This window comes from Arthrobacter sp. fls2-241-R2A-200 (assembly GCF_030209745.1).
GTDB lineage: Bacteria > Actinomycetota > Actinomycetes > Actinomycetales > Micrococcaceae > Arthrobacter.
This window is the reverse complement of sequence record NZ_JARVRJ010000015.1, coordinates 1-16,715: the sequence shown is the minus strand read 5'-3', so window position 1 is coordinate 16,715 and position 16,715 is coordinate 1. Positions and strand designations below refer to the sequence as shown.

The 16,715-nt window shown below is 61.6% G+C and carries 17 protein-coding genes; 13 read left to right on the top strand and 4 right to left on the bottom strand.

Annotated features, from left to right (window positions below; translation table 11 throughout):
- Window positions 1-121: 121 nt before the first annotated feature.
- The 4 genes from QRN42_RS18045 to QRN42_RS15675 all read right to left on the bottom strand — a co-directional run bounded on the left by QRN42_RS18045 (window position 122) and on the right by QRN42_RS15675 (window position 2,721).
- Window positions 122-343 carry a PaaI family thioesterase gene (locus tag QRN42_RS18045; RefSeq protein WP_350224891.1) on the bottom strand — a complete coding sequence of 74 codons (222 nt, stop codon included), beginning with the start codon at window positions 341-343 and terminating at the stop codon, window positions 122-124.
- 17 nt (window positions 344-360) lie between these two features.
- Window positions 361-570: a hypothetical protein gene (locus QRN42_RS15685; protein ID WP_284980083.1), complete on the bottom strand. Its 210-nt coding sequence runs from the start codon at window positions 568-570 to the stop codon at window positions 361-363.
- Between the two features lie 418 nt (window positions 571-988).
- Window positions 989-1,597, bottom strand: coding sequence for a cysteine hydrolase family protein (locus QRN42_RS15680; RefSeq protein WP_284980082.1), 609 nt, complete (start codon window positions 1,595-1,597; stop codon window positions 989-991).
- An 11-nt stretch (window positions 1,598-1,608) separates the two neighbouring features.
- Window positions 1,609-2,721: an alcohol dehydrogenase catalytic domain-containing protein gene (locus QRN42_RS15675; protein ID WP_284980081.1), complete on the bottom strand. Its 1,113-nt coding sequence runs from the start codon at window positions 2,719-2,721 to the stop codon at window positions 1,609-1,611.
- 196 nt (window positions 2,722-2,917) lie between these two features.
- Between QRN42_RS15675 and QRN42_RS15670 the strand changes: the two genes are divergently transcribed.
- The 13 genes from QRN42_RS15670 to QRN42_RS15610 all read left to right on the top strand — a co-directional run.
- Window positions 2,918-4,273: an MFS transporter gene (locus QRN42_RS15670; protein WP_284980080.1), complete on the top strand. Its 1,356-nt coding sequence runs from the start codon at window positions 2,918-2,920 to the stop codon at window positions 4,271-4,273.
- Window positions 4,274-4,329: 56 nt separating this feature from the next.
- The gene (locus QRN42_RS15665) at window positions 4,330-5,037 is read left to right on the top strand and encodes a GntR family transcriptional regulator (protein ID WP_284980079.1); all 708 of its coding nucleotides are present in this window, start codon (window positions 4,330-4,332) and stop codon (window positions 5,035-5,037) included.
- Window positions 5,038-5,200: 163 nt separating this feature from the next.
- Window positions 5,201-5,974 (top strand): IclR family transcriptional regulator, encoded by a 774-nt coding sequence (locus QRN42_RS15660; RefSeq protein WP_284980078.1) that lies wholly within the window; start codon window positions 5,201-5,203, stop codon window positions 5,972-5,974.
- Between the two features lie 137 nt (window positions 5,975-6,111).
- Window positions 6,112-7,227 carry an alcohol dehydrogenase catalytic domain-containing protein gene (locus QRN42_RS15655; RefSeq protein ID WP_284980077.1) on the top strand — a complete coding sequence of 372 codons (1,116 nt, stop codon included), beginning with the start codon at window positions 6,112-6,114 and terminating at the stop codon, window positions 7,225-7,227.
- 15 nt (window positions 7,228-7,242) lie between these two features.
- Window positions 7,243-7,866, top strand: coding sequence for a cysteine hydrolase family protein (locus QRN42_RS15650; RefSeq protein WP_284980076.1), 624 nt, complete (start codon window positions 7,243-7,245; stop codon window positions 7,864-7,866).
- Between the two features lie 156 nt (window positions 7,867-8,022).
- Window positions 8,023-9,858, top strand: coding sequence for an FAD-dependent oxidoreductase (locus QRN42_RS15645; RefSeq protein WP_284980075.1), 1,836 nt, complete (start codon window positions 8,023-8,025; stop codon window positions 9,856-9,858).
- A gap of 30 nt (window positions 9,859-9,888) precedes the next feature.
- Window positions 9,889-10,752 carry an alpha/beta fold hydrolase gene (locus tag QRN42_RS15640; protein ID WP_284980074.1) on the top strand — a complete coding sequence of 288 codons (864 nt, stop codon included), beginning with the start codon at window positions 9,889-9,891 and terminating at the stop codon, window positions 10,750-10,752.
- A gap of 26 nt (window positions 10,753-10,778) precedes the next feature.
- Window positions 10,779-11,726 carry a 3-carboxyethylcatechol 2,3-dioxygenase gene (locus QRN42_RS15635; protein WP_284980073.1) on the top strand — a complete coding sequence of 316 codons (948 nt, stop codon included), beginning with the start codon at window positions 10,779-10,781 and terminating at the stop codon, window positions 11,724-11,726.
- Between the two features lie 30 nt (window positions 11,727-11,756).
- On the top strand, window positions 11,757-12,548 hold the full coding sequence (locus QRN42_RS15630) for a 2-keto-4-pentenoate hydratase (RefSeq protein WP_284980072.1): 792 nt from the start codon (window positions 11,757-11,759) through the stop codon (window positions 12,546-12,548).
- Window positions 12,545-13,489, top strand: a complete 945-nt coding sequence (locus QRN42_RS15625) for an acetaldehyde dehydrogenase (acetylating) (protein ID WP_284980071.1) — start codon at window positions 12,545-12,547, stop codon at window positions 13,487-13,489. Before QRN42_RS15630 ends, QRN42_RS15625 begins: the two co-directional genes overlap by 4 nt.
- Window positions 13,486-14,529 carry a 4-hydroxy-2-oxovalerate aldolase gene (gene dmpG / locus QRN42_RS15620; protein ID WP_284980070.1) on the top strand — a complete coding sequence of 348 codons (1,044 nt, stop codon included), beginning with the start codon at window positions 13,486-13,488 and terminating at the stop codon, window positions 14,527-14,529. Before QRN42_RS15625 ends, dmpG begins: the two co-directional genes overlap by 4 nt.
- 156 nt (window positions 14,530-14,685) lie before the next feature.
- Window positions 14,686-16,371: a thiamine pyrophosphate-dependent enzyme gene (locus tag QRN42_RS15615; protein WP_284980069.1), complete on the top strand. Its 1,686-nt coding sequence runs from the start codon at window positions 14,686-14,688 to the stop codon at window positions 16,369-16,371.
- Between the two features lie 55 nt (window positions 16,372-16,426).
- Window positions 16,427-16,715 (top strand): aldehyde dehydrogenase family protein (locus QRN42_RS15610; protein ID WP_284980068.1); only part of this gene is annotated, 289 nt, incomplete at its 3' end.

The window sequence follows — 16,715 nt, the reverse complement described above, 5'->3', positions numbered from 1 at the left end:
ACGCAAAGTTGGAGTGATCCGCTCCCCTTCCTGCACCGTCGATGTGCCATGGTCTGCACGACCATTGCTTTACAGAATCGCAATTATCGGCCTTTTTGCATGGCCGGCGAGAAGTAGATGATCAGGTCAGCTGACGTTTGTTGCTTTTGCTTAAGTAGGTAAATGTGGAGGCAACCAATAGCTTGCCGTGCGCATCTCCAACCTCTACCGACGCCACGATGGTGGACCGGCCAACCCGTAGTGGTCGGGCAGTAGCAATCACCGGCCCGACAAGCGAGTTGCTGAGGAAGTTCAGGTTCGACTGCACAGCCAACGGAAATGATCCAAAGCGAGACACCTGCATTGCTAAGAATGTCCCTGTCAGATCAGCGGCACCAAAAAGAGCGGTAGCAGAGAACATCCCCCTGCTTGGCGGAGCTGAGGTGCAAGTTCCATGCTCATGGACATGACGTCCTCCCCGCAGCTGTGCGGGACGAGGCCGAGGGTATCGCTGATCTCTTGGAAGCCAATGGTGGCCCGAAAGGCGTCCCAGCTTTCCTGGAACTGCTGGATCGAGGTGGGCATTGGCATTATGGCCTCCTTTATTCGGGGGCTTACGGAGTGGATGCACCTCCATGTTCCGCCCCATCAGCAATCCCGTCTGGCCCTGCAGCCCTCGTTGCAAGGCAATTTGTCGAGCTCTTCTTTCGGACTATGCCCATTGGTAGCGAATCCAGGCCTCGTACCCGGCCGCCCGCTCAAACATCGAGCGCGGAGTAGTTGCTTCGGCAGCGAGCCATAGGATCGATCCGTCGGGCATAACTGCGTCGACTACGCCGTTCCGGACCTCTTGTCCACGGCGGACAATACGGATTTCCTGCCCCCAACAAGGGAACCCAGTCTTCCTGTAGCTGTAGAGACAAGCCACTCGCCCCTTCCCAAGGTAATGTCACGGCCACGCCGTGAATCCTGGCGACGTGCGGATGCACGCCGCCAGGATCCGTGGTTTCTAGATCGGCTGCTTGGCCAAGATAGTGTTTTCAACGTCCTGCACCGTGGTGATTCCCGCAAGCATTGAAAGGGAATCGATGGATGCCTGATGAGCTTCCTGGGTAGCCGCCGAGCATGCATCCTCCACCAGGAACACTTTGTATCCCAGGTCAACTGCCGCGCGAGCTGTTCCTTCGACACTCACGTTCGTTGCGACACCGGCGAAAAGCAACGTGTCGATGTTGTGCTCGGAGAGAGTGGAATGCAGTTCTGGTGTCATTCCGCCCACCGTGGTGTGGGTGATTACCGTGTCACCCCCCTTTGGCGCGAGAGGTGAAATGATCTCGGCGAGGGCGCTGCCGTCCTTCAACGAGCCGCCCTGTTGGACGCCCTGAAGCAGCGGGGAATTGGGTACGAGGTCACTGTAATCGGGGCTGAAGGCGACCCTCGTGTACACCACTTGAATTCCGGCGTGGCGGGCAGCTCCAAGCAGGCCGGATACCTTCTCGATGACACGGCGGCGCTTGACTTCGTCGAAGAAGAAGGGGGCGAAGGCTCCCTCCTGAGAAACGATGTCACCCTGGCAGTGAATGGCGATGACGGCTGTGCGTTCTCGGTTGAGTTCCATGACTCGTTCTCCTATTTCCCAGGCACCACTACGACGTTTGTGAAACCGCCGCGGCGTTTTTCAACGGCATCAAGAGCCTCATTCACTTCGGACAGAGGGAAGATCTCCTGCTCGAATACTGAGAGGTCCAGGGTGCCGGCGGCTGCCATTTCTGCCATATCCTGACCATCCCCCACGGTGAACCAGAGAGAGCCAATGATGCTGATCTGGAAGCACATGAGCCGGAACATTTCTACGGGAAGCTCTTCGGACATTCCGCCGATGCTGGCCATCCGTCCGCCCCGGCGCAGCGACTCAATTCCTGCCAGGGTGGTCTCTTTGGGAGCACCCGGACCAATCGCGTCGATAAAGATGTCTGCGCCCAGGCCGTCAGTGTGCTTTCGAACCCAGTCCCCGACAGGCTCATCTCCGTAGGACAGAATGTGGACCCGGCGCGGATCCAACTGGCGGACCTGCTCCAGAAGCTCGCGGTCGCGGGCGACGGCGAAAACTTTCGTTGCTCCCATGCCAAGCGCGTTAAGTACAGCACCGAGGCCGAGCGTTCCGGTGCCTCCGTGGATCAGGACAGACGTTCCCGCGGCAGCACCCGCCTTCTTCAGCGCGGAGTAGGACGTTCCCAAGTAGCCGAAGCGGCAGGCCTGCTCAAAGGAGATGCTCTCGGGAAGAATAACCAGCCCATCAGCCGGCGCTTTCATGAACTCGCAGAAGCCACCGTGCGGGTAGTCCTCGAACACCTGCTGTGAACCCGCTCCGAAGCCAAAGTAGCCCTGGAAGGTATAGGCGGGATCATTGATCCTCTCGCCCCGGCGGGAGGCATACGAATCGCCGGTGTCACGGCCCGGATTGATGTAGACCCTGTCGCCCGGCTTGACGTTCCGAACATGGGATCCTACTTCCGAGACGATTCCTGCCGCGTCCAAGCCGTAGATGGCTGGCAGCTTAGGCAGTGGCAGGAACGGGAACCACTCCGGGTAGGTCGTGATGACGTTGCGCAGGTTCGGGACCACGTTGCAGGCCTTCACTTCGACAATCACATCGTGTGGTCCTGGCGTCGGCTTCTCAATCTGGTCGACCTGAAACGGCTTGCCGACTTCGTGAAGACGGGCGGCCTGCATCAAACTCATTTCTGCTCCCTTGCAGCAAATTGGAAAGAGCACCACTGACGGTGCCGGTGTGAGCCACGCTACATCGTTGGCGGGCTAGCATGCAAGCATTCCTATGACTTGAATCACGCCCATGCTTCACGTACCGTTATTGGCGGGCTAGCATGCTAGCCGTTCGCCGCCTTTCACTTTCCCTATCCTCCACCAGGAGCACATTATGTCGACGAAGACATCGAGCCGCACAGTCGGCTCCCCGGCCAAGGTTGCAACTGCCAGCCTTATCGGTACAACGATTGAGTATTACGACTTTTTCATCTACGGCACAGCGGCCGCCCTCGTATTCCCTAAACTCTTCTTTCCGGAAGCTTCTCCCTTGATGGGATCTTTGCTGGCATTCGCTACCTTCGGTGTGGGATTCTTGGCCCGTCCCCTTGGCGGCGTCGTTTTCGGTCACTTCGGTGACCGCGTAGGCCGGAAGAAGATGTTGGTGATCTCCCTGGTAGGCATGGGTGCGGCGACATTCCTTATGGGAATTCTTCCCGGCTATGCGCAGATAGGGGTCGCGGCCCCCATTTTGCTGACTATGCTCCGCCTTTTCCAGGGCTTCATGGTCGGCGGTGAGTGGGGTGGTGCGACACTGATGGCGGTCGAGCATGCACCTTCAGGCCGCAGGGGATTCTTCGGGGCCTTCCCGCAGATGGGCGCCCCCGCCGGAACCAGCCTCGCCACGGTGGCCTTCCTCATCACGGCGCAGCTCCCCGATGCACAGTTCCTTGCCTGGGGCTGGAGGATTCCCTTCCTCATTAGCTCCTTGCTCGTTGTGGTGGGACTGATCATCCGATTGACCATCGCCGAGAGCCCTGCGTTTGCGGCCGCCCGCGAGAAGAAGGAACTCGTCAAGCTACCCATCAAAGAAGCCTTCCGCCGCCATCCCAAGGAGATATTCCTCGTTGCCGGCACCTACCTGAGCCAAGGCGTCTTCGCATACATCACCATGTCCTACCTGGTGAACTATGCAACCTCTGTGGTGAAGATTGATCGGTCATCGGTGCTTTTGAGCGTATTCGCGGCCGGCATCGTCGCAGTCATCCTCTACCCGATCTTCGGCTCCCTCTCGGATCGCATCGGACGCAAGACCGTCTACTTCATTGGTGCAGTAGCGATGGGCGTGACCATCTGGCCGGCATTCCTGCTGATCAACACGGGAAGCGCCTTCAACTTCCTGATCGCCGTGGTTCTGGTCTTCGGCATAGCGATGGCGCCCGCCGCCGGCGTCACCGGTTCACTTTTTGCGCTGGTTTTCTCCAGGGAAGTCCGGTATACCGGTGCTTCGGTCGGGTACACCATCTCTCAAATCCTTGGTTCTGCCTTCGCACCCTTGATCGCCACTGCACTGCTTGCAGCCACCGGCACCAGCAACTCCATCGTGCTCTATATGGTTGCTGCCTCTGTCATCTCCGTCATCTCCGTGGCACTTCTGCCAGGGGGGTGGGGCAAGCGCGAAGCCGAGCGCCAGATCGAACACGCCACCGAAGAGGACGACGCCGTGCGCGGGGCTGCCGCAGGCGCTTAAAAGCACCGAAAGCCGGAAGGCCGGTGACCGCATTGAAAGGCTGGCATACTAGCATTATGACGACTGAGAATCAGCAGACCCTGACGGGAAGAACATCCGGGGCCGGCGGTCGTTTGTCCGGACAGATGTACCAAACGGTGAAGAAACGCCTCCTGGATGGAGACATCCCCGCAGGTTCACGTCTCTCTGTTGAGGCTCTCCGCTCGGAATTCGGCGTCAGCAAGCAACCTGTCATGGAGGCATTGCGGCTCCTGGCCAGCGACGGACTCATCGAAATACTGCCCCAAATTGGTTCCGTCGTCATGTCATATCCGCAGCACGAGGTCCACGACTTCTTCAAGATGTTCTCAGGCTTCGAAGGTGCCATCGCCGCGGTAGCAGCAACGCGGACCACCGCGGCAGGAATCAGGGAACTTGACGCAATTTCCCAACGCATCAGAGACCTTGGCTCGCATCCGGATGAACAGGTCCGCTCACGCGGATACAGGGAACTGAATCGGGAATTCCATGAACAGATTCACAACATGGCAGGGTCCAGGATCATCAGCACCACCAGCCGCCGCATGTGGGATCTCAGCGATTTCCTGATCAATACCCACGGACTGCCCCGGCCCTTGGCCAACCACATCCCGGAACGCCAGGAGGATCATGACAAGATCCGCAATGCTCTGGCGGCGGGTGACGCTGAGACCGCCAAGGCTGAGATGGAGCTGCACATCCTTGACACCACCTCGCTCTTCGACCAGCCGGTAACAGCAGCTTAGGAAAAACCGAAAGGCACCCGTCCCGAGGCAGGGAGGGTGCCTTTCGGCTTCCCACGAGGCCTCCCCTACGAGCCGTCGTGCGCCTCGCCCACTCCCTGCAGCACCCACTCCCCAACTGCTGCTTGCCATTGACGTCGGGAAGCTGAAAGGCAAGAATCATCGAATGCGCACCGCTGAATGGAACAACTCGTCGTCGGTACTGGAACGTGCCGGCCTCATCCTCGGCGCCTTTCGGATGGAGGACCAACAATTGGGCGTTTCGGAGCTAGCCCGAAGAACGGGACTGCCAAAATCCACCGTTTCCCGCCTTTCCGCCGAACTTCTGCGTCTGCAGTTTTTGGAGCGCCACGGACCGGGCTTCCGTCTCGGCCTTACCTTGTTCGAACTGGGGCAGATGGTGGTCACTCCCAAGGAACTTCGCAGACGGGCCCTGGGGGTCATGGTTGACCTCCGAAACGCCACGGGCCAAACCGTTCACCTTACCGTCCTGGACGCCGCGGACGTGGTCTACATCGAGATACTGCGCGGCCGTGGCACGCCTGCGCTGCCGTCCCGCGTCGGTGGCAGAGTACCTGCGCACGCGACCGCGGTAGGAAAAGCCATGCTTGCTTTTTGCCCAACGCCCGTCCTTGACCGAGTCCTCGCATACGGCCTGCCGCAAGTGACCCGCAGCACGATCACTGACGAGCAGGTGCTGCGGGCCGAGCTCATAGAAATCAGCGCCAGAGGCTTGGCCTTCGAGGAAAACGAATCCGCGCCGGGTAGCGCATGCGTAGCCAGCCCTGTCCTGGACTCTGGAGGAGCGCTCGTGGCTGCCTTGTCCGCCTCGGGCTCAGCAGGCTTACTGGACACTGAACGCGTCGCCCCTGCAGTACGCACCGCGGCCTTGGCCTTGGGCCGCCAACTGCCCCGGAACAGCGCCCTCACCAGCGACTGAACAGCAGAACCAAACTCGGAATATTGGGGGACGGCTGACCCGCTGAATGGGACGAGAGTTTGCACTCTTCATCACGCTCTCTCAGGATGGGACCTGCGTCACAATGCAGTGGCGATTCCCTAGCGAAGAGAAGCAGAATGACAAACACAATGCGTGCGGCCCGGCTGCACGAAGTGGGCGGGAAGTTCCAGATCGACGAAGTCCCCGTCCCCGCCCCTGGCGAATATGACGTGGTGATCAAGGTCGAATCCGCCAACCTGGTTCAGAACCTGAGGAACGTGATCTCCACCTACCCGTCGCAGAAGCCGTTCCTGCCCCTGCCGGAACTCCCGGCAATCTTCGGCATGGACACCGCTGGCGTGATCAGCGAGGTGGGGTCGCGTGTACGGAATCTGAAGCCGGGCGATCGGGTCTACTTGAATCCTGGCCGTGACTCAGGCGACTCGTGGGCGTCCCGGACCGGAGATCCCCTTAGCGACAGCGCCTACACATTCCAGGGGTACTTCGGGTTCGGACCGGACTCAACTGAGATTCATAAGGACTACCCCCACGGGGGGATGTGCCAGTACGTGAAGGCGCCGGCATCTGGAATTATTCGAATACCTGCAAACGTCCCGATGGATCACGCATCACGATTCGGGTATCTGGGCACCGCTTACTCCGGCCTTCGGAAAGGCGATGTGCGCGCCGGTACCAACCTTCTCATCCATGGGGTGACAGGAACGCTCGGTCTGAGCGCCGTGCTGCTGGCACTGGCCATGGGTGCTACCAAGATTTTTGGGGTTGCCCGGAACCGGGAGCTGCTCGAGCGGATCCGCCAGATCGCCCCTGACCGCATCCACACAAGGGCGTACGACGACGGTAACGTCGGAGACTGGGTCCGGGAGAACACTGACGGCCTCGGCGCTGACGTTTACCTGGACGCACTTGGTGACAAGGCTACCGCGGACGTGAGCATGGCCGGGATCTGGGCCCTGCGCCGGGGCGGGCGAATGGTCAGCATTGGCGCCATGCCTGAGAACCTTCCAGTACCGATGTACCGGCTTATGACCATGCAAATCGATTTGCTCACCTCACTGTGGTTCAGCGTGGCCGAAGGCGAGGAAATGGCGCGGATGGCCGCTGCCGGCACCCTGGACCTGAGCCACTTTGAGGCATGGCACTACAGCCTCGAAGAGGCAAACCAAGCCATCGACGCAGCAACCGACCGCGCCGGAGGCTTCACATCCATCATCCTCAAGCCAAACGAATAGACCGGGAGCGCACCAGTGAACACCCTCAACCCTGATTCCACTGCACTCCTGGTCGTCCACCTGCAGCATGACATCGTCTCCCCCGGGACAGCTTTTGGAGCACTATTCAGCCCGGAAGTGCTCTCATGCAACATCCTCGCCAACTGCCACAGCGCCATGAGAGCTGTCCGAGAAGCAGGTGGGCTTGTGGTTCCGCTGCGGATCGCCTTTGCCCACGACTACGCAGACCTTGACGAGTCTGTTCCTCTACTGCAACTGGCTAAAGAGGCAGGCTGCCTAAAGGAGGGCAGCGAAGGCACTGCCATCGTTCCGGAGATAGGCGTTCTCGACCAGGACGTCGTGGTTACGCATCATTTGCCCGGCCCCTTCAGCCGCTCGCTACTGAACGAACTCCTCAAGTCCCGCGGCATCGAGAATGTGGTTGTGTGCGGCGTAGCTACCAATGCCTCAGTGGAGGGTGCAGTACGTCAGGCTGCCGACCTTGGGTACACGACGTACATCCTGTCCGACGCCTCCTCCGCAGCGGACGAATCAGCCCACCAGGCGTCTGTTGCCTCCATGGCGTTGTTTGCCCGCGTCATTACGCTCCCGAAACTGAGGGCCTCACTGTTGGCTGCGCCTGGCAAGAGCGAGCAGTAACACTCCCATTCTGCCGGCTTGAGATCGGCCAGCGACTGCTCGACGTCGTGCCCACTTAAATGCATTCAGCCGCTTTTGGGCTATGCGTTCACCTGCTTGCATGCTAGCATTTATAGCGAGGTGCCCCACATCACACAAAGACGTGAAGGAACAGCAATGTCTTCAAATTTCACCGATATCGTCGGTGCCGCAGATCTCCGAGACAGGGAGGCGGATCCCGACACGGCCTATGACACGGACGTTGTTATCGTTGGAACCGGACCTACCGGAGGGACTGCCGCCCTCGCTTTGGCTTCGTATGGAGTCAGGACCATGATGGTCTCCCAGTGGTCGTGGCTGGCCAACACCCCGCGGGCGCACATCACCAATCAAAGGGCCGTTGAGGTTCTTCGCGACCTTGGTGTCGAAGAGGAAGCCCAGCGTTACGCGGTGCCGTGGGAACAGATGGGCGACACCCTGTTCACGACTTCACTGGCCGGCCCCGAGATCGCCCGACTGCAGACGTGGGGCACCGGTGACGCCAGGTCCGGCGAGTATGTCCAGGCCAGTCCCTGCACCATGCTGGACATTCCCCAGACGTATATGGAACCACTGCTGGTGAAGAACGCGGCAGAACGGGGGGCGAAGGTTTCCTTCTCCACCAAGTACCTGGGCCACGCCCAGGATGAGCACGGTGTAACCGTTCGCCTTCTGAACCGGAACTCCGGCCAGGAATACTCGGTCCGCGCCCGCTACCTTATCGGGGCTGACGGGGCCAAGAGCAAGATCGCGGAAGAGATCGGGCTGGAAATTGTTGGCCACACGGCAAGGGCGGGCACAGCCTACGTGCGTTTCCACGCCGATCTCTCGCGCTACGTCGAGCACCGGCCCAGCATCCTGCACTGGATCATGAACCCTTCGGCCGCCTTCGGTGAAATAGGCATGGGGCTGCTGCGCTGCGTCCGGCCATGGAACGAATGGATTGCCGGCTGGGGCTTTGACAAGGACGCGGGAGAACCGGATCTCAGCATTGACACCGTGACCGCCCAAATCCGAACCCTGGTTGGCGACCCTTCTCTGGAACTGGAGATTGAGGGGGTTTCCACCTGGTACGTCAACCAGCAGCATGCGCTGTCGATGTCGAAGGGGCGGGTGTTCTGCGGCGGGGATGCCACTCACCGGCACCCACCAAGCAGCGGGCTGGGGTCCAACACCTGCATGCAGGACGCCTTCAACCTCGCCTGGAAGCTGGCCTTCGCGATCAAGGGCTACGCGGGGCCGGCGCTGCTGGAAACGTATTCGACAGAGCGGGTTCCCGTTGGCGCACAAATTGTTGCCCGGGCCAATCAGTCCCGCCTGGATTACGCACCCTTGCGTGACTGCTTCAACACCGACGCCGGAGACGGAACCCGCACAGTGGAAGCGGGCCTTGCCCGGCTGCGCGCCACAACAGCCGAAGGCGCAGAACTGCGTGAACGCCTCAGCAAAGCACTCGAGCTGAAGAACTACGAGTTCAACGCTCATGGAGTGGAACTGAACCAGCGTTATGCCAGTGCAGCTGTTGTCCCCGACGGCACGCCGGAGGAAAAGTTCGAACGCGATCCCCAGCTGCACGTTCAGTCGACGACGCGTCCTGGCGCCAAACTGCCCCACGCCTGGCTGGTGGACGCATCTGGCCGCCGCGTATCGACGCTCGACGTCACCGGCCATGGAAAGTTCTCCCTCGTCACCGGGCTGTCTGGCCAAGCCTGGAAGCAAGCTGCAGAGCGGCTGAACCTGCCTTTCCTGCGCACCGTGGTCGTCGGCGAATCCGGCTACGAGGACCCCTACGCTTACTGGGCGAAGACGCGGGAGACCGAAGAAGCGGGGGCACTGCTTGTGCGCCCCGACGGCTATGTCGCCTGGCGTCAACTCTCCTCAGTGTGGGAAGCAGATGAGGCTGAGGCCCAGCTCAGGGAAGCACTCGAAAGCATCCTCGCCACTTCCCTTCGCCACCCCGTACCGGCCCGCTAACCCATTACAAAGCTTTCGGAAGGACTCACCATGCCCACGGCACAAATTCCCTCTTACACCACCGACGAGTTTTTCGGGTTGGAAGATAAATGGCTCGAAACAGCCCCCGGCGAGCTGACCCACTACCACGAACTGGGTGAAGGGACCCCGATCCTGTTCCTCCACGGATCCGGCACCGGGGTCACCGCGGCCGCAAACTGGTGGCTCAACCTGCCAGAGCTTGCCGAACTCGGGCGGTGCATCGCCATCGACTCCATCGGCTACGGTCAAAGCGTCGTCGCCCCCGGAACCCAGTACGGGATCCGCGAATGGGTACGCCACGCAGTCCGCGTCCTCGACGCCCTGGGCATCGAAAGGACATGGATTGTTGGCAACTCCCTTGGCGGATGGCTCGCGTTCCAGTTCGCCATCGACTACCCCGAACGGCTGCTCGGCATCGTCTCCATGGGAACAGGCGGAGCGAAACTGACAGGAGCCCTTGCTGCCCACTCCAAGCCGGATCTCTCGGAAGCCGGCGTCCGCCGGACCCTGGAAATGTTCGTAGTGGATAAGTCATTGGTCACAGACGAACTCGTCGCGCTGCGCTACCAGGCAGCCCTGAACGACACTGCTTCAGACCGACTCAGTGACGTCGTCGCAGCACGTGACCGCGACCGCACCGAGCTCCCCCTGGATTTTGACGTTCTTTCGAAACTGGACATCCCGGTCCTGCTCATCCATGGGGTCCAGGACGTCGTCATTCCGATCTCCCGCACGTGGGAGCTGCTCAACATCATTCCGAACGCCGACGCCCACATCTTCAGCCAGTGCGGTCACTGGTCCCAGGTGGAGCGGGCCGAGGAATTCAACACCATCATCAAGCAGTACCTCACCGCCCGCGGCGTCGGACGCTGACAAGAGCCGGATAGAGAGGACAGACAATGACCCAGGCACTCGTGTGCATGTCACACAGCCCCCTACTTGAGCACGCCAACCCCGATCCGGAGGTAAAGGCACAGGTCGAGGCGGCCTTCGACCAAGCCCGTCAGTTCGTCAGCGATTTCGACCCCGATCTCGTCATCAACTTCGGACCCGACCACTACAACGGCTTCTTTTACGACCTGATGCCGCCGTTCTGCATCGGTTACGAGGCCTACGGAACCGGAGACTATGACTCGTTCGCCGGCAAACTGGACGTCCCCACCGAGATCGCAGAAAAACTTGCCCAGCACGTGATCGACCGGGACCTCGATACAGCCATCTCCCGGCGCATGGAGGTGGACCACGGAGCAGTCCAGCCCATGGAGGTCCTGTACCGGGGCGACGTCACCGCCAAGCCCGTCATCCCGATTTTCATCAATTCCGTCGCCCCACCCTTCTCCAAGGTTCAGCGTGTGCGCAAGTTCGGCGAGGCAATCGGTGACTACTTCAAAAACACTGACAAGAAGGTGCTGTTCATCGGCTCCGGCGGACTCTCCCACGACCCGCCCGTCCCGCAGATCGCCACGGCGACTCCGGAGCAGCGCGCCATGCTGACCAACGGCCGCAACCCCACACCGGAGGCGCGCGCAGCCCGACAAGCCAGGACTATCGCCACGGCGGAGGCCTTTGCCCGTGGCGAGGCCGACATCATGGACCTCAACCCAGAGTGGGACCGCGCCTTCCTGGACGTATGCCGCTCCGGGCAGGTGGAAGGCTTCGACGCCTACGATCCTGAAGAAATGAACAGGGTCGCCGGACATTCTTCCCACGAAGTACGGACCTGGGTGGCAGCCTACTCAGCGCTAAGGGCATGCGGTGAGTACGAGGTTAGCTACGAGTTCTACAAGCCCATCCCCGAATACATCGCCGGTTTCGGCATCACCACGGCGGTGCTCAAAAATGCCTGAACAAAACCTTCACCCCTGCGAGGCAACAAAATGACGCTCACCCAATCCCCCGTGGCCACAGCCGATGAGCAGCTGACGGAGGCTCTCCTTTCCGGTACGCCTTGTCCCCCTGTTCGGGATGTCCTCGGTGATGACCTGGTATCGGCGTATACGGTTCAGGAGCTGGGTATCCAGCGCCGCACCGAACGTGGCGCCAGGCGCGTAGGCAGGAAGGTCGGGCTCACCTCGCCGGCCGTTCAGAAGCAGCTCGGGGTGGATCAACCGGATTTCGGTGTCCTGTTGGACGAAATGCAGGTGCCTGCTGACGGAATCGTCACCGGGCACCGACTGATCGCACCGCGCGTTGAAGCTGAGATCGCCTTCATCCTCGCTGAAGATATCGACGATCCGGACCCCGAAACGGTACGGCGCGCAGTGGACTACGCGGCATCGGCCCTGGAAATCGTTGACAGCCGGATCAGTAACTGGGATATCGGCATCGTCGACACCGTCGCTGACAACGCCTCCAGCGGCCTGTTCGTCATCGGCGAGCAGAGGGTAAAGCTCAGTGAATTCGTCCCCGCAGACGTAACCATGACGCTGACCCGCAACGGCGAGGAAGCATCGCGAGGAAACGGGGCAGCCTGCCTTGGAGACCCTCTGAACGCGCTGGTCTGGGTGGCCCAAACAGCTGCTGACCTGGGCAGGCCGCTCCGCGCCGGGGAGATTATTCTCTCGGGCGCCCTGGGGCCCATGATCCCCTTCCTCCCCAACGAACCAATCGAAGCGACCATCACCGGTCTCGGGACCGTCCGGGCCGTACTCAACCAGGAGAAGCCATGACCGCAAAAGTCGCGATCATCGGATCCGGAAACATCGGAACCGACCTCATGTTCAAAATCAAGAGGCTCTCGCAGCACCTTGAAATGGGGGTCTTCGTCGGCATTGACCCCGCCTCCGACGGCCTCGCCCGCGCCCGCCGGATCGGTGTGGCCACCACGGCCGACGGTGTCGAAGGCCTGATCGCCATGCCAGAATTCCAAGACATTGAGGTCATCTTTGACGCTACCTCAGCCGGCGCCCACCGCTACAACGCCGAAAAACTCGAACCCTACGGCAAAAGGCTGATCGACCTCACCCCGGCAGCCATCGGACCCTTCGTCGTTCCACCTGTAAACCTCGACGAGCACCTGGACGCCCCGGACGTGAACATGGTCACCTGCGGCGGCCAGGCCACCATCCCGGTGGTCGCGGCAGTCGGCAAGGCAGCCCCTGTCCACTACGCCGAGATCGTGGCCTCCATCTCGTCGAAATCAGCCGGCCCCGGAACCCGGGCCAACATCGACGAGTTCACTGAAACGACATCCGAAGCGATCGTGAACGTCGGCGGCGCCGCCGCGGGCAAAGCAATCATCGTCCTGAACCCCGCTGACCCGCCCGTCATCATGCGTGACACGGTTCTCTGCCTGGTGGACCGGCTGGATGAGGCCGGACGGGCCGCGGTCGAGGAATCCGTAGCCCAGATGGTCGGATCAGTTGCCGAATACGTGCCGGGATACCGGCTTAAGCAAAGCGTCCAGTTCCAGGACGAAGGGACCGACGTCGAGGCCCTCATCCCCGAAGAGCGCCGGACCGGAAGCTACACACGCGTCAGTGTCTTCCTCGAGGTTGAAGGGGCGGCCCACTACCTGCCCTCCTACGCCGGCAACCTGGACATCATGACCTCGGCCGCACTGCGCGTCGCAGAACGCCTGGTCACCGCACGAGAGGGAGCAACCCGATGAGCAGCCACAACGACACAACCAATCCTGCCAAGGTCTTCCTTCAGGACGTGACCCTCAGAGACGGCATGCACGCCGTCCGGCACCGGATCTCCATCGAAAACACCCGCAAAATCGCCGCCGCCCTCGACGCCGCGGGCGTCGACGCGATTGAAGTCTCCCACGGCGACGGCCTCGCAGGAAGCAGCCTCACCTACGGCCCCGGGAGCCACACCGACTGGGAATGGATCGAGGCAGCAGCAGACGTCGTCAAAAACGCACGCCTGACAACCCTGATCCTGCCCGGAATCGGCACGGTCAAGGAACTCAAGCACGCCTACGACCTGGGCGTACGCTCAGTTCGCGTCGCCACCCACTGCACCGAAGCAGACGTCTCCGCCCAGCACATCGCCACGGCGCGGGAAATCGGCATGGACGTCTCCGGCTTCCTGATGATGTCCCACATGATCCCCGCTGAGGAACTCGTCAAGCAGGCCCTCTTAATGGAGTCCTACGGCGCCAACTGCGTCTACGTCACCGACTCCGGTGGAGGCCTCACCATGGACGGGGTCCGATCACGGGTCAAGGCATACCGGCAAGCCCTCAGGCCCGAAACCGAGATCGGCATCCACGCCCACCAGAACCTGTCCCTGGCCGTGGCGAACTCAGTGGTCGCCGTCGAAGAAGGCGCCTACCGGGTGGACGCCTCCCTGGCAGGGCACGGCGCCGGAGCCGGCAACACTCCGATCGAACCCTTCGCCGCGGTTGCCACCCTGCAGGGCTGGCAACATGGGGCCGATCTGTTTGCCCTTCAGGACGCAGCCGACGAACTGGTCCGCCCGCTGCACGACCGACCCGTGCAGGTCGACCGGCAAACACTCACGCTGGGCTACGCAGGCGTCTACTCCAGCTTCCTTCGCCACGCGGAGCGGGCAGCCGACACCTACGGCCTGGACGCCAGAGACATCCTCGTCGAAGTAGGCCGCCGAAAGCTGATCGGGGGCCAGGAAGACATGATCGCCGACGTCGCCCTCGACCTGATAAAGACCGCAGCACACGCCTAACCACGCACATGAGCCCGCAGGCACTCCGGTGCCTGTGGGCTCGCCGCACCCCCATCTCCCCTTCCTCGACAGGAAAGCAATGACGCTCCCCTCTCCCCCGTGCCCCGCCCAGCTTCCTTCTGCCCCGCGCACAGCGACCAACAGGAAGGCAGCGCGATGACTGAAGCACTGCTGCAAAATGCTCTGAACATCCAGCCTGCCCCGAAAACTGGCCGGAAGTCAGCCGGGCACGTCATTGTCGATACCCTGGTCGCCCACGGCATCAGACGAACCCACGTCGTGCCCGGTGAGAGCTTCTTGGACGTCCTGGACGGCCTCCACGACTCGGCAATTGAAACGATTGTCTGCCGTCACGAGGGTGGGGCAACGTACATGGCCGAAGCTGACGGCAAGATGAACCAGCTGCCGGGTATAGCGATGGTGACCCGCGGCCCCGGTGCGGCTAATGCCCACGTTGGTCTGCACACGGCGTGGCAGGACTCGACCCCGATGGTGCTGTTCGTCGGGCTGATTCCGTTCGCGCATCGGGATCGCGAGGCGTTCCAGGAATTCGATATCAAGGCATGGTTCGATACCGGGGCCAAGCGCGTCATGGTCCTCGATCACGCCGAAAGGGCATCGGAGATCGTCGCGGAAGCGCTCTTTGCGGCCATGAGCGGCCGACCCGGCCCGGTCGTCGTGGGCTTGCCGGAGGATGTGATCCGCCAGCAGATCAGCGCGGAGCTGCATCCCCCGATTCCTGTGGCGACTGGCGGTATGACAACGGTCGATTCTGAGGCCCTTGCGAAGGCCTTGGCCGCGTCCAGCAAGCCCCTTTTTGTCACCGGCGGCAATGACTGGACGCAGGAAGGCGCAGACCAGCTCACCCGCTGGCTGGAAAAGCACCACATCCCTGCAGCAGCCGAATGGCGTACCGAAGGCACCGTCCCCTTCGACTCCCCCTCCTACGTTGGACCTATCGGCTACGGACGGCCCCGCCCGACGTATGACCTGCTGGAGGAAACCGACCTGCTTGTCTTTGTGGGAACAGTGCCGGGCGATGTCATCACCGACGGGTTCCTGTGCCGGCAGGACTGGAACAAGAAGAACTTCTTGGTCACCATCGACCCCTCGCTCCGGGGCCGTTCCGGCCCTGTCTCGTATCAGATCGTTGCCAAGCCCGATGTGTTCGTGCGGGACCTGGCCAAGATCGAACTGCCGGTCAAGAGCGAGTGGCAGACCTGGACAGCGAGGATGCGCGGGGAGCAGGAAGCTTTCGCCGCCCTCCCGCCAGCAGCGCCCAGCGAAGGCCAGGCCCGCATGGACACCCTGATGGCAAATCTTGTCCCCACGCTGCCGGCGGACGCGATGGTCACCCTGGGTGCCGGCGAGCACACCAACTGGGCCCACCGCTACTTCCCCACCCAGCGGTATGCATCGATGATCAGCGCGCGCAATGGCTCCATGGGGTACTCCGTTCCCTCGGCAATCGCCGCGTCACTGGAGTACCCGGGCAGGCGTGTGGTCACCATCGCCGGCGACGGCGAGTTCCTGATGAACGGTCAGGAACTGGCCACTGCAGCCCAGTACGGCGCAACTCCCTTGGTGATCGTGATGGACAACCAGGAATACGGAACCATCCGCACGCACCAGGAACGCCACTACCCGGACCGGGTCTCGGGAACCCAGCTCAAAAATCCCGACTTCGGTCTGATGGCACGGGCCTTCGGCGGCTTCGGCATCAAAGTCGAACGCGACGCCGATGTTCCGGATGCCATCACCGCCGCTCTCAAGGCGATAGACGAGGACAAGGTGTTCGCACTCATCCACCTCCTGGTTGAGCAACGAGTCAAGGCCTACTAGAGACGCCCCTCCGGTGTTTCCGCCTCTCAAAACCCTATCTTTGAAGGATTTCTTTATGACTGTTTCTGAGCTGTCCCCTGCTGACCAGCGGGAGCGGGAGACTTCCCTGCTGGCAGCCGTGACCACCGGTTTGCTGATCAATGGTGAATGGCGGGAGGCGTCCGACGACGGCACTTTCGATGTGCAAGATCCCGCCACCGGCCAGGTGCTCGCCACCCTCGCCTCCGCTACAAGCGAGGACGCTATCGCTGCCCTGGACGCTGCTGACAGGGCACAGGCCGAGTGGGCGCGCACCGCGCCCCGCGTGCGGGCCGAGATCCTGCGCCGCGCCTTCGACCTGGTCA

Coding starts and splice junctions, on each gene's coding strand:
- QRN42_RS15640 (WP_284980074.1), top strand. CDS start 9,889: ATGCCCACGGCACAAATTCCCTCTTACACCACCGACGAGTTTTTCGGG.
- QRN42_RS15685 (WP_284980083.1), bottom strand. CDS start 570: ATGCCAATGCCCACCTCGATCCAGCAGTTCCAGGAAAGCTGGGACGCC.
- QRN42_RS15670 (WP_284980080.1), top strand. CDS start 2,918: ATGTCGACGAAGACATCGAGCCGCACAGTCGGCTCCCCGGCCAAGGTT.
- QRN42_RS15645 (WP_284980075.1), top strand. CDS start 8,023: ATGTCTTCAAATTTCACCGATATCGTCGGTGCCGCAGATCTCCGAGAC.
- QRN42_RS15630 (WP_284980072.1), top strand. CDS start 11,757: ATGACGCTCACCCAATCCCCCGTGGCCACAGCCGATGAGCAGCTGACG.
- QRN42_RS15625 (WP_284980071.1), top strand. CDS start 12,545: ATGACCGCAAAAGTCGCGATCATCGGATCCGGAAACATCGGAACCGAC.
- QRN42_RS15680 (WP_284980082.1), bottom strand. CDS start 1,597: ATGGAACTCAACCGAGAACGCACAGCCGTCATCGCCATTCACTGCCAG.
- QRN42_RS15675 (WP_284980081.1), bottom strand. CDS start 2,721: ATGAGTTTGATGCAGGCCGCCCGTCTTCACGAAGTCGGCAAGCCGTTT.
- QRN42_RS15615 (WP_284980069.1), top strand. CDS start 14,686: ATGACTGAAGCACTGCTGCAAAATGCTCTGAACATCCAGCCTGCCCCG.
- QRN42_RS15655 (WP_284980077.1), top strand. CDS start 6,112: ATGACAAACACAATGCGTGCGGCCCGGCTGCACGAAGTGGGCGGGAAG.
- QRN42_RS15660 (WP_284980078.1), top strand. CDS start 5,201: ATGCGCACCGCTGAATGGAACAACTCGTCGTCGGTACTGGAACGTGCC.
- QRN42_RS18045 (WP_350224891.1), bottom strand. CDS start 343: ATGCAGGTGTCTCGCTTTGGATCATTTCCGTTGGCTGTGCAGTCGAAC.
- QRN42_RS15635 (WP_284980073.1), top strand. CDS start 10,779: ATGACCCAGGCACTCGTGTGCATGTCACACAGCCCCCTACTTGAGCAC.
- dmpG (WP_284980070.1), top strand. CDS start 13,486: ATGAGCAGCCACAACGACACAACCAATCCTGCCAAGGTCTTCCTTCAG.
- QRN42_RS15665 (WP_284980079.1), top strand. CDS start 4,330: ATGACGACTGAGAATCAGCAGACCCTGACGGGAAGAACATCCGGGGCC.